7 protein-coding genes and 1 riboswitch are annotated in these 12,677 nt (G+C 43.6%); of the genes, 2 read left to right on the forward strand and 5 right to left on the reverse strand.

Going from position 1 to position 12,677, the window contains the following annotated elements:
• Positions 1-183: 183 nt before the first annotated feature.
• Positions 184-2,097 (forward strand): anaerobic carbon-monoxide dehydrogenase catalytic subunit, encoded by a 1,914-nt coding sequence (gene cooS, locus DESACI_RS03460; protein ID WP_014825781.1) that lies wholly within the window; start codon positions 184-186, stop codon positions 2,095-2,097.
• A gap of 365 nt (positions 2,098-2,462) precedes the next feature.
• On the opposite strand, the gene DESACI_RS03465 is transcribed toward cooS, so the two are convergent.
• From DESACI_RS03465 to DESACI_RS03475, 3 genes are all read right to left on the reverse strand, one after another.
• Positions 2,463-3,944 (reverse strand): amino acid permease, encoded by a 1,482-nt coding sequence (locus DESACI_RS03465; RefSeq protein WP_041275953.1) that lies wholly within the window; start codon positions 3,942-3,944, stop codon positions 2,463-2,465.
• A 222-nt stretch (positions 3,945-4,166) separates the two neighbouring features.
• Positions 4,167-5,090: a homoserine O-acetyltransferase MetA gene (metA, locus tag DESACI_RS03470; protein WP_014825783.1), complete on the reverse strand. Its 924-nt coding sequence runs from the start codon at positions 5,088-5,090 to the stop codon at positions 4,167-4,169.
• 183 nt (positions 5,091-5,273) lie between these two features.
• Positions 5,274-6,563: a homocysteine synthase gene (locus tag DESACI_RS03475; protein ID WP_014825784.1), complete on the reverse strand. Its 1,290-nt coding sequence runs from the start codon at positions 6,561-6,563 to the stop codon at positions 5,274-5,276.
• Positions 6,564-6,748: 185 nt separating this feature from the next.
• A riboswitch (SAM riboswitch) is annotated at positions 6,749-6,858 on the reverse strand.
• 272 nt (positions 6,859-7,130) lie between these two features.
• Here DESACI_RS03475 and DESACI_RS03480 point away from each other — a divergent pair.
• Positions 7,131-7,643: a VOC family protein gene (locus DESACI_RS03480; RefSeq protein WP_014825785.1), complete on the forward strand. Its 513-nt coding sequence runs from the start codon at positions 7,131-7,133 to the stop codon at positions 7,641-7,643.
• Between the two features lie 226 nt (positions 7,644-7,869).
• Here DESACI_RS03480 and DESACI_RS03485 read toward each other — a convergent pair whose 3' ends face one another.
• Together DESACI_RS03485 and DESACI_RS03490 are read right to left on the reverse strand one after the other, a co-directional pair.
• Positions 7,870-12,099 (reverse strand): 2-hydroxyacyl-CoA dehydratase, encoded by a 4,230-nt coding sequence (locus tag DESACI_RS03485; RefSeq protein ID WP_014825786.1) that lies wholly within the window; start codon positions 12,097-12,099, stop codon positions 7,870-7,872.
• Between the two features lie 47 nt (positions 12,100-12,146).
• Complete coding sequence (locus tag DESACI_RS03490; protein ID WP_014825787.1) at positions 12,147-12,515, reverse strand: ArsR/SmtB family transcription factor; 369 nt, start codon at positions 12,513-12,515, stop codon at positions 12,147-12,149.
• Between the last annotated feature and the right edge of the window lie 162 nt (positions 12,516-12,677).

Raw genomic sequence — 12,677 nt, forward strand, 5'->3', positions numbered from 1 at the left:
ATACCTCCTTTAGTTGATACAAGTTATTTTCCCAAATATCCGGCAAGCTAAACAATAGTTTGACGCAACAACTTTTCACGGGGAGAATAATAATTTTGCAGGCATTCTTCATGTTCTAGCATGTACATATTTAGGTATTCTGATGTACAAACTTTGTATAGTAATTCAAAAGGAGGATAGGCAATGACTGAAACAATCTTAGAAAGATCTGAAGGAAGGGTAAGTTATCACGATTCCGTTGAAGAAATGCTGCCCAGAATTCGAGAGGACGGAATGTCTAACGTTTTTGACCGTTGGACGAAACAGGAAAAAATCCGCTGTAATTTTTGCCTGCAGGGGCTTAGCTGTCAGCAGTGTTCCAACGGACCTTGCCGGATCAGCGAGAAGAGCGGTCAAGACAAGGGCGTTTGTGGAATTGGAGCCGATGCAATGGCTATGAGGAAACTGCTGCTGCAAAATATTATGGGCGCAGGGACCTACAGTCATCACGCTTACGAAGCATTTCGTACTCTTCGGGCAACGGGAGAAGGTAAAACCCCCTTTAAAATCACTGATGTTAATAAACTAAAGTGGATGTGCGAAACTCTTGGCATTAATGCCAATCAGGATGTTAATCAGATGGCAATTCAATTGGCAGACCTTCTCAACAACCAGATGAATATTGGCACAGAAGAACCTAACCTCATGGTGGAAGCCTTTGCCCCCAAAAAAAGAAAAAAGATTTGGAGAGATCTACATATCTATCCGGCGGGGACTGTGCATGAGGAACAGAACTGTGTGGCGAGCTGTCTGACTAATGTTGACGGAGATTATGTTTCCTTGGCCTTGAAAGCTCTGAGACTTGGATTATCAACCATCTATAATTCTCAGATTGGACTGGAAATGGTTCAGGATATTTTGTTTGGCACACCTCAACCTCATGAAGTTAATGTCGATCTTGGAATTATGGATCCTGACTACGTTAATATTGTTTTTAACGGGCACCAACCCTGGGCTGGGGTGGCGACGATTCAAAAGGCCAAAACTCCGGAAATTCAAGCCAAGGCCAAAGCGGCCGGGGCCAAAGGTTTGAGAGTTGTCGGTTCTATTGAAACCGGGCAAGAGCTGCTCCAAAGGTTTCCTGTAGATGATGTTTTTGTGGGACTTATGGGAAATTGGCTGTCCATAGAACCTCTACTGGCAACCGGTACCGTCGATGTCATGGCTATGGAAGAAAATTGCTCTCCGCCGGCCATTGATATGTATGCGGAAAAATATCAAGTGACTCTTGTCAGTGTCAGCACAATTATCGGAGTACCGGGACTTGAACATAAAATCCCTTACCATCCCAATGAAGTCGAGAGTATGGCAGATCAACTGATCAATTTGGGGATTGAAAATTTTAAAAAGCGTCATGGGAAGATTACAGCTAAGGTTCCTAAAATCACCCAAAAGGCCATAGCTGGGTTTTCTACGGAAGCCGTTTTAGGAGCTTTAGGTAATAAGCTCGATCCTCTTGTCGATGTGATAGCTGCAGGCAAGATCAAAGGGGTTGTTGCTTTAGCTAACTGTTCAACGCTGCGCAACGGTCCCCAGGATTGGAATACGGTGAACTTAACTAAAGAATTGATAAAACGAGATATTTTGGTTGTTGCAGGTGGCTGCGGAAATCATGCCTTGGAAGTAGCGGGGCTTTGCAATCTTGATGCCGTGAAGATGGCAGGCAAAGGTTTAGGCGAAGTATGCGGTTCCTTAAAGATACCGCCTGTGTTGAGCTTCGGAACCTGTACCGATACTGGGAGAATTTCCATGTTGGTAACAGCCTTAGCAGATCATCTTGACGTAGATGTTCCTCAATTGCCGATTGCGGTAACCGCTCCTGAGTGGATGGAACAAAAAGCCACTATTGACGGGGTTTTTGCTGTAGCCTATGGTGCCTATACGCACCTGTCTCCGACTCCTTTCGTGACCGGTGCTCCCCAACTCGTGAAACTCTTGACTCAAGATGTGGAAGGATTAACGGGAGGGAAGATCGCGCTTGGGGACGATCCTGTGGAAGTTGCCAATAATATTGAAGCCCATATTATTAGCAAACGAAAAGGGTTAGGATTAAGTTAGTTCCCAATTCTAGGACAACAGACATTACAGAAATCAAACCTGTTTCGATTTGATGGAGAGAAAGGGGGCGTCTAAAACTTAACTATAAAAATCCAAAGTGAGTGTAAATAGCTAAGGCGTTCTCACGTCACTATTATTGTGTATAGTGGAGTGAAAACGCCTTTCTTTATCCAATTTAGAAAGTAACCTTCGGCAAAATACCGCAAAAAGGTGTAATACGTGCTTGGTCCACTAGCCCCAAGTGCTACTGACCTGCCGCTTTCGTCAGAGGCTGCGAGAAGGCTAATTCATGCGAAGACACTTAGAGTGTCAGCTAAGCTTTCCTTAATGTTAGGCAAGTAAAAGTGGGATTGCAATGAAGGCCATTAAGATCTATTCTTAGGTCTTAATCCTTCGGATATTCGTTTTTCAGTTTCCTGAGCCAAATGTTTTAGGGTATGTAAACTATTCTCTGTAGTTGGGATTTCATGGTGCTCTGCCGTACTTATAGGCCATTGAGACTTTGCTCCGAGCTTGTGGCGAACTGAGAAATAAACGCCTGCTGTAACAGCGATCAGGCTAAGCCCTAAAAAGAAGGAAGCCCTTTGGTCAGGAATTGCAAAAGCCGAGAAGAAAACACCTACAAAAATCGCTGTTACAATAAAATTGCTTGTTGGGTAACCGAGGACATGGGTTTTATAGTCTTGCCGTTTTTCCAGCAGCTTTTGACGTAAGCGCCAGTGTGCAAGACTAATGGTTAAGACATTAACGAGTGAGAGCAGGCCGCTGGCGCCGGTTACCAGCAAGTAAATTTTGTTAGGAATAATATAGGAGAGGAAGGCGATGGCAATAAGAAAGGCATTTGTGAACAGGAGAGCACGTCTTGGAACTGCCTTTGGTGTGACTTTGTTAAAAAAATTCGGTGCTTCATTTTGTTGGGCAAGGGCATTTAACATCCGTGAAGTTCCGTACATGCTGGCGCTCATGGCCGATAAGGTAGCTGTTAGGATGACAAAGTTCATAAGAGATTGAACAATAGGGATTTTGTAAGGCAAGAGAGCGCTGACATAGGGGCTTGTACTGGCGTTATACGTAGTCCAGGGGTGGAGTAAAAGCAGGAAGAGAACAGAAATAACATAAAAGAATGTGACTATCCCCGAAGTAGAGAGAACTACTTTAGGTACAGTTTTCTCCGGATCGGAAGATTCTGAGATCGCTAACCCAACTACCGAAGTTCCTGAAAAAGCATAAAAGACAAGTAAAAGAGAGCCTGCGAAGCCTGAAATGCCATGAGCAAAAAAGGGAGTATTCGTAACATTGTGCCAACCTGGGGCAGTTCCGAGAAGAGGGAAAAAGGCAAGAACTATTCCCAAAAGAATAAATCCGATAAGGGCGATGACCTTAATGATTGCCAGACCTGATTCTAATTTCCCAAACCAGCGCGGATCAGCAAGGTTTACCACTGTCAGAACAACCGAATAGATAAGCATGAAGGCCCAAAGCGGAATTCCTGGAAACCAAAGAGCGCTGAAAATTGCGGCGGCTGTTGCCTCACTGGACATAACCAGAATTCCGGAGATCCAGTAAAGCCAACCGATAACAAACCCGACTCCCGTTCCAAAAGCCTTGGAAGCATAGGTTTGAAACGAACCTTTTTCCGGATCGAGCAAAGAGAGATCTGCCAAAAAGGATAAGTTAAAATACATTAAGATACCCATGAGGGCGTAAGCGAGAATAATCGACGGACCGGCAAGTTTGATCGTTAAGCCGACTCCCAAAAACATTCCCGCGCCGATAATACTCCCTATGGCCAACATGGTTAAGGAAAATGCCGACATTTTGGAAGATTTGTTCTGTACCGAAGTCAAATTTCTTGCTTCCTTTCCTATAAAATGTTTGTGATTTGACCTTTTCAGTATATGCATGTAGATTTGTTCCTATCCAGAGGGTGATATCATCAGGCCGTTTCTAAGAAAGGCGGCCTTGTTTCATTTAGGGATCTTTTCAGTTATAAAAAATATTAAAAAAGCACACCTCAAATATTGGATAGCCAACATTTGGGGTGCGCTTTTGAGATTGGCGGTTTCCTCTTAGCGGCCGCCAAGATCATAGGGCGTTTCTTGGTAGACGTAATAATTCAACCAGTTCTGAAAGAGTAAATTTGTATGTGAGCGCCACAGGTGAACGGGAGTTTTCGTGGGATCGTTGTTAGGGAAGTAGTTGTTGGGAAGAGCTATTGGGAGACCTTTGGCAAGATCCCGGTCATATTCTTCTTTGAGGGTTAAGGTATCATACTCAGAATGACCGGTGACAAAGACCTGGCGCCTATCCTTGGAAACAACAATGTAAACTCCTGCTTCGCTGGACTCGGATAAAATCTCTAATTCGGGATGCTTAGCGAGGTCGCTGCGTTTGGTTTCCGTATGACGGGAGTGGGGAACATAGAATTCGTCATCAAAACCCCGCAGGAGCTGCATACCGTTGAAGCCGCTCTTATTGACATCATGTTGAAAGATACCGAACAACTTTTCAGGCAAAGGGTATTTGGGAATACCATAATGGTGATACAATCCGGCCTGAGCTCCCCAGCAAATGTGAAACGTCGATGTGACGTGAGTTGTTGACCAATCCATAATTTCCTGCAGGTCCTTCCAGTAGGTAACTTCTTCGAAGTCTAAGTGTTCTACCGGTGCCCCTGTGATAATCATGCCATCATAGTTGTGGTTCTTTATATCACTAAAACTTTGATAAAAAGCATCTAAGTGTTCTTGAGAGGTGTTTTTGGACTGATGGCTTTCAATTCGCAAAAGAACGATTTCGACTTGCAAGGGGGAATTTCCGAGCAGTCTTAAGAGTTGAGTTTCTGTGGTTTCTTTGCGGGGCATAAGATTAAGGATCACAATTTTCAAGGGGCGAATATCTTGGTGAAAAGCACGTTCGTAACCCATGACGAAAATATTTTCTTGATTGAGTATTTCCATAGCCGGTAAATGTTCCGGGATTTTAATCGGCATTTAACTAAACCTCCGTTTCACTTCAGATAGATAAAGAATTTTGAAAACTCATTGATTTGGTATCTGCAAATTTATTGTTGCTGCTAAGATCGTGATAAAACGGAGGTTCTATCTTTCAATTCCTGATATTCAAGGCGAAATCGTTGATTCTTTTCCTTCTTTGCCCTTCTAAATTTACGATATTTATATCTGGCTGGCACTAAGAGCTTGATCCAGATCATAAAGAAGGTCATCGATAGTCTCTAAACCAATAGAGAGGCGGATCATGTCCGGTGAGATTCCGGCGGCGCGTTGAGAGGCTTCATCGAGCTGTTGATGAGTGGTACTTGCCGGGTGAATCACCAGGGATTTTGCATCGCCCACGTTGGCTAAATGAGAAAACAGCTGAAGCTTGTTGATGAATTTTTCTCCCTCGCGTAAACCGCCTTTGACCCCAAAGGTAAAGATTGAGCCGGCACCTTTAGGTAAATATTTCTCGGCAAGGGCGCGATAGGGGCTGTTAGGCAGGCTGGGGTAATTTACCCAAGTGACGAATTGATGCTGGTTTAGAAATTCTGCCACCTTCTGAGCATTTTCTACGTGACGTTCCATACGAAGCGGAAGGGTTTCTAAGCCCTGCAAAAATAGGAAGGAGTTAAACGGAGATAGGGCGGCTCCAGTATCACGCAGGAGAGATACCCGGGCCTTGGTGATATAGGCGGCTCTGCCGCAGGCTTCGGTATAGACAATTCCATGGTAGCTAGGATCGGGCTCGCTGAGTCCGGAGAATTTGCCGTTATTCCAGCTGAAGTTTCCGGAATCAACAATGACTCCTCCAATAGATGTCCCGTGCCCGCCGATAAACTTAGTCGCTGAATGAACAACGATATCAGCGCCATGTTCAATGGGGCGGCATAAGTAAGGGGAGGCAAAGGTATTGTCTACGATGAGCGGAAGATTATTTTCGTGAGCAATAATGGCAAGTTTCGTAATGTCGGCTACATTGATTTGAGGATTGCCAATGGTCTCGGTATAGAGAGCTTTTGTTCGTTCCGTAATTTTAGCGCGAAACTCTTCGGGATGATCGCCGTTGACAAAGTGAGTTTTAATTCCCAATTTAGCTAAGGTGTAGGCGAACAAGGTATACGTACCGCCGTAAAGAGAGCCTGAAGCGACAATTTCATCTCCGGCTTGGGCGATGTTAAGGATAGCATACGTAATAGCCGCTTGTCCGGACGAGGTAGCCAGTGCACCTACGCCTCCTTCAAGAAGGGCAAGGCGCTGCTCAAAAACATCTTGGGTGGGATTCATGATCCGAGAATAAATGTTGCCGGGTTCCTTTAAAGAAAAGAGGTTAGCAGCATGTTCTGTGTCGTTGAAAACAAAGGAAGAGGTTTGGTAGATAGGAACGGCACGGGAATTGGTTGCAGAATCGGGACTTTGTCCCCCATGTAATGAAACAGTCTCAAATCCAAATTGGTGTTTTTCGGTCATTGCATTTCTCTCCTTTTCGTAATAGGTTTTTCGGGGCAGTAATTTCCACTGAGACGTACTTTTGAGAATCTTGATTGCCGTTGAGTTTATATAGGTTATCAGGAGAGGGTAAGTTCAGCGAAGTTATTGATAAATAAAGAAAACGATCGCTTCAGAGAAGCGATCGTTAAGTATTTAACACGCTGCTCTCATCTCTCAGAACCTAAGTAAGGTTCTGCTGGAATTAGCACCTTATAGCTTTGCTATCGGTTGCCGGGCATCATAGGGCCAGTCCCTCCGCCACTCTTGATAAGAGATTCAATATTTACTTGGAATCAAGATAATATAGCTACTATAAAGTAAACCCTTTTTTCTGTCAAGATGTAAATGGAGTAATAGTTTGAGGTAATTTATGGATTACCGCTAACTCCTCAGGTTCTGTAAACTGATGGTTGAATTTCCCTGATTTAGGGTTATGATGATAAGTAATCAGGCCGCAAAAGTGTCTGGAAGATGTTTTGCAAGGTAAATTCGGTTTAAAAAACAGAAATGAGATTAGAGATTAGAATTAGAATGGAGAGGCGTACAATGAAATTCTCAAGTCCTTTGTTAGTCGTTTCGAATATGGAAACGGCAAAACATTTTTACTATGAAGTGCTTGGCCTAGAAGTTATTTTTGATTTTGGCGCCAATGTAACTCTAACAGGCGGTATTGCTTTACAAACAAAAGATACTTGGCTTAAATTTATTCGAAAAAAGGATCATGAAATTGTTTTCGGAGGAAATGCAGCGGAGTTATATTTTGAAGAAGATGATTTTGAGGGTTTTCTTCAAAAGATAAATGTTATTGCAGACATTAACTATGTACATCCTTTGCTGGAACATTCTTGGGGACAGCGTGTTGTTCGCTTCTATGATCCAGACAAGCATATCATAGAAGTTGGAGAAAATTTGATGATGGTTGTCCGGCGATTTATAAATAGTGGCCTATCGGTCGAAGAAACTGCTATTAGAATGGATGTGCCCGTTGATTATATAAAATCTTGTTTAGATTCCCATGCTGCAATTGCAGCACCAGCGGATGATGAAAATAGATCATGACTTTAGGTCGGGTAGCTTCGCCCAGAGCTTTACCGATTCTCCATGCAATGAGTTCACTATTGTGGGCGAAGCTGCCTTCCTTTGAGGTCTATAGTGTTCGGGGCTATTTTTTAAGGAGATACTTAATAAACTCTGTAGTAATTGAGTTAAAGACAGTTGGATTAAATAAATCGCCTCCTGTGCCAGGTACTTCGCACAGGAGGCGATTTCCTTAGAAGTAGTTCAATTAGAGGTTTTCCATGGCTACTGACAGCATTAGTTTAATCCGATTAAGCTGATTAACTTCGCTGGCTCCGGGATCGTAGTCAATAGGTGCAATGTTGGCCGCAGGGTATGAGCGCCGGAGTTCACGAATCATACCCTTTCCTGTAATATGGTTTGGTAAGCAGGCAAAAGGCTGCAAACAAATGATATTGTTGACTCCGCTGCGAATCAATTCCACCATCTCTCCGGTCAAAAACCAGCCTTCTCCTGACTGATTGGCAAGGGAAAGATGGTTTGAAGCGTATTTGGCTATTTCTTCAATAGGTTTGGGGGCTGTAAAGCGTTTACTGGCATTGAGAGCCTTTTTCATCTCCCGGCGATAGGCTTCAATCCGACCGATGGAGAAATTGCCGGACACCATACTCCAAAAACTTCCGGATAATTGTTGGTATTTAATACGGTTATCAAAAGCACCGTATAATAGGAAATCTGCGAGGTCAGGTACAACTGCTTCCGCGCCTTCAGATTCCAGCAGTTCCACAATGTTATTATTAGCCGTGGGATGGAATTTAACAAGAATTTCACCCACAACCCCGACTTTAGGTTTGAGCCAATCTTCGTGAATCGGGAGGGAGTCAAAGTCCTCGACAATTTGCCGGATGTTTTTTTCATAGTCCTTGGTATTACCTGTCTTTAAGGATTCTTGACAGCGTGCTACCCAGGATTCATATAAGCGATTCGCTGAGCCTGGTTCCATTTCGTAAGGGCGCACTCGGTAAAGAACGCGCATCAGGAGATCTCCGTAGATCAATCCCTGCATCACTTTCTTAAAAATGGGAAGGGTAATTTTAAAGCCTGGGTTTTGCTCTAAGCTGGATGAATTTCCCGTATTTAAAGCAACTACCGGGATGTGTCCCAGATGGGCGTCCGCCAAGGCCTTGCGGATAAAGGCAATATAGTTGGTCGCCCGGCATCCTCCACCGGTTTGGGAGATGATAACTGAGGTGTTGTTTAAATCATACTTGCCGGAATTTAAGGCTTTCATGATTTGTCCGACGACAATAATAGCCGGGTAGCAAGCATCATTATGCACGTATTTTAAGCCTTCATCAATGGCAGATTTATCGACGGAAGGTAAAATTTCAATCGTATAGCCTGCCATTTCAAAACCGGTTTGAAAAAACTGAAAGTGAATTGGGGACATTTGAGGTACTAAGAGAGTATGAGTTTTTTTCATTTCCTGAGTGAAAATTACTCGCGAAGGTCTTGTGATCAGCTTTTCGGGGGTTACCTGACGTTTATCCCGTTCATTGATGGCAGCGATTAAAGAACGGACACGAATTCGGGCAGCCCCTAAATTATTAATCTCGTCAATTTTAATAACGGTATAAATCTTGCCGTATGCTTCGAGGATTTCTTTAACTTGGTCTGTCGTGACGGCATCTAAACCGCATCCAAAGGAGTTTAGCTGTATCAACTCCAGAGAGCTCTGTTGGGCTACATAGCTTGCTGCCGCATAAAGTCTTGTATGATAGACCCACTGGTCCACAATCCGCAAAGGCCGTTCGACCTGGTTTAAGTGACTGATAGAGTCTTCCGATAAAATCGCAAACCCGTAGGATTGAATCATCTCCGGAATTCCATGGTTAATTTCAGGATCAAGATGATAGGGTCTTCCCCCCAGAACAATCCCTTTTATTTGATGATCTTTGATATATTGAAGGGCTTCTTCACCCTTCTTTCGGGAGTCCTCTTTATAGTTGTCTAACTCTGCATAAGCCTTTTCCATGGCCTTGAGAATCTCTTGGCTTGGGATTTTTTCCGGTGCTAACTCTTCAATTAAGCGTTTCCCCATGCGACGGGGATTGTCAATCGGTAAAAATGGGTGATAAAAGGTGATCTCCGGGGTTCTCAGGATATCCATGTTAGCGTTAATGGTCTCCGGATAGGAAGTGACGATGGGACAATTGTAATGGTTATTGGATTCCGGGTCTTCTTGACGGTTATAGGGTATGCAAGGATAAAAGATTTTTTTTACCCCTTTTTTCACTAAATCGGCAATATGACCATGGGCAAGTTTTGCCGGATAACAGGCCGATTCGGAAGGAATAGTATCCATACCACGTTCATAGAGGGGTTTTGAAGATCGCCCGGAGAGAATAACCCGGTAGTTTAACTCGGTAAAAAAGGTAAACCAGAAAGGATAATCTTCATAAATGTTTAAAACCCGGGGAATTCCAAGGGTGCCGCGAGTCGCTTTAGAGGGAGATAAGGGCACATAATTAAAGACCCGTTTATATTTATAGTCAAAAAGGTTGGGGATTTGAGATTTTGTGATGGTTTTACCCTCACCGCGTTCGCAGCGATTCCCGGAGAAAAATTCATTGCCGTTGGAAAAGCGTCGAATTGTAACCAGACAGTTGTTTCCGCAGAGGCCGCATCGTTTCATGGAGGTCTCTGAGGAGAGCTCTTGAAGTTCTTCAAGAGGCAGGAGTGTTGTCTGATAGCCGGTCTCCAAGCGATCTTTAGCTATTAGAGCAGCTCCAAAAGCTCCCATAATCCCGGCAATATCCGGACGCACCACTTCACGATTAACAAGCGTTTCGAGAGCCCTCAAGACTGTATCGTTATAGAACGTACCTCCTTGGACAACAATCTTTTGACCCAGTTCATCAGCGTTCCGCAAACGGATGACCTTGAAAAGGGCGTTTTTAATCACAGAAATTGCGATGCCTGCGGAGATATCGCTGACCTCAGCACCCTCCTTCTGGACTTGTTTAACCTTGGAGTTCATGAAGACGGTACAGCGTGTGCCGAGGTCCACTGGATGCTTGGATTCTTGGCCGATCTTAGCAAATTCTTGGACACTCATATTCAGGGATTGGGCAAAGGTTTCCACGAAAGAGCCGCATCCTGATGAACAAGCTTCGTTTAACGTGATGGATTCGATGACTCCATTACGGATAACTAAGCTCTTCATATCTTGTCCACCGATATCCAACACAAAGTCAACGCCGGGAAGGAAGAAATTTGCAGCTGCATAATGAGCTACTGTTTCTATTTCTCCAATGTCGACTTTGAGAGCCGCTTTAATGAGATGTTCGCCGTAGCCGGTAACGGCAGAGTTAAGGATTTTAATCTTCGGATTCAGTTTGGCATAAAGGCTCTTTAAGGCTTCAGCCGTTGACTCAAGAGGATTCCCCTGATTACTATTGTAGAAAGAATAGAGCAAACCTCCCTGGTCGTCAATCAAGGCCAGCTTTGTCGTTGTAGATCCGGCATCAATCCCCAGGTAAGCATTCCCTTGATAAGATTCTAAATCTACGCGCTTAACCTTATGCTGGGCATGCCTTTGTTTGAAGGCCTCATAATCTTCCTCATCTTTAAAGAGGGGATTTAACTCTGCGTTTTCTTCATTGTTGATTTTGTAAATCATAGGTGCCCGTTCATAGAGACACTCTTGAGTGACCGGTTGCTGATCGCGAGAGGAAAGGGCTGCACCGATGGCTACAAAGTATTGAGAGTCATCAGGGAAAATAATGCTTTCTTCATCCAAATTCAAGGTTTCAATAAAACGCTTTCTTAGTTCCGAAAGGAAAAATAAAGGGCCACCTAAAAAAGCCACGTTACCCGTGATCGGACGTCCTTGAGCTAAACCGCTGATGGTTTGGTTAACAACAGCCTGGAAAACAGAAACGGCAATATCTTCTTTTGCAGCTCCCTCGTTAAGCAAGGGTTGAATATCTGTTTTAGCAAATACGCCGCAGCGTGAGGCAATGGGATAAATGGTTTTGTAATTTTTCGCCAGTTCGTTTAAACCAAGAGCATCTGTTTGCAGCAAGGAAGCCATCTGATCAATGAAGGCTCCGGTTCCTCCGGCACAGGTTCCGTTCATTCGCTGTTCAAGGGAATCGCCAAAATAAGTGACCTTAGCATCTTCACCACCAAGTTCTATTGCCGCATCGGTGGCGGGGATAACAATTTTTATGGCGTTGGAGCAGGCCATAACTTCCTGAATAAAGGGAACGTCTAATGTTTGAGAAATGTTATATCCCCCGGAACCTGTAACCATTAAGGTCAAGGCATGTCCTTGGAGGATTGTTTTGGCATCCTCAAGCATCATAACAACTGTATTTCGTATATTGGAAAAATGTCGTAAATAATTCTTATAGACTATTTTTCGATTGTCGAGCACGACGAGTTTTACTGTTGTAGAACCTACGTCTAATCCGATATTTAAAACTCTACTCATTTTCATCCTCCACTGACGTATTATGCAAAATCATCTCCATAGGTAGGTTATCTTGGGAGGTGGTTACAATGGTTGAGCGCTTCTTCTAAGATAATTTTTACGTGCTCATCATGGATACAATAGCGCACGTGTTTTCCTTCTTTATGCGAGCGGGCGAGTCCCATGTTCTTAAGCAAGCGTAAATGGTGAGAGGCTCCTGAAATCGTCAATTCAGTAATCTGAGCAAGATCGCAAACGCAAAGATTTGGTTCTTGGAGTAAAGCATAAATAATTTTCACCCGAGTTTCATCGGCTAAGGCCTTAAAAATAGGGGTTACGCCTTCCATTTGGGAGAGTGAGTGAGACAACTCCTTTGAACGGTTAGGGGGAATGTGGCAATCCGGATTGCACAAGTGTTGATTAACTAGACGTTTCAAAAATATCCCCCCTTATTTAGTTTACTTAATAAACATTATAATGTTTGCTTGAATGTTTGTAAATAATTTTGGCAGGTTTGGTTATGCGAAGATGATAATTATTAGGTGTGGAGATTGATTACCTATAGTTTCTTTGTATGCCGGATTAAGGGGTTTTAGGAC

This window comes from Desulfosporosinus acidiphilus SJ4, from assembly GCF_000255115.2.
Lineage (GTDB): Bacteria > Bacillota > Desulfitobacteriia > Desulfitobacteriales > Desulfitobacteriaceae > Desulfosporosinus > Desulfosporosinus acidiphilus.

What these genes read in the sequence shown, in the direction of transcription:
- cooS (WP_014825781.1), top strand. Translation starts at nt 184, where the DNA reads ATGACTGAAACAATCTTAGAAAGATCTGAAGGAAGGGTAAGTTATCAC.
- metA (WP_014825783.1), bottom strand. Translation starts at nt 5,090, where the DNA reads ATGCCGATTAAAATCCCGGAACATTTACCGGCTATGGAAATACTCAAT.
- DESACI_RS03475 (WP_014825784.1), bottom strand. Translation starts at nt 6,563, where the DNA reads ATGACCGAAAAACACCAATTTGGATTTGAGACTGTTTCATTACATGGG.
- DESACI_RS03480 (WP_014825785.1), top strand. Translation starts at nt 7,131, where the DNA reads ATGAAATTCTCAAGTCCTTTGTTAGTCGTTTCGAATATGGAAACGGCA.
- DESACI_RS03485 (WP_014825786.1), bottom strand. Translation starts at nt 12,099, where the DNA reads ATGAGTAGAGTTTTAAATATCGGATTAGACGTAGGTTCTACAACAGTA.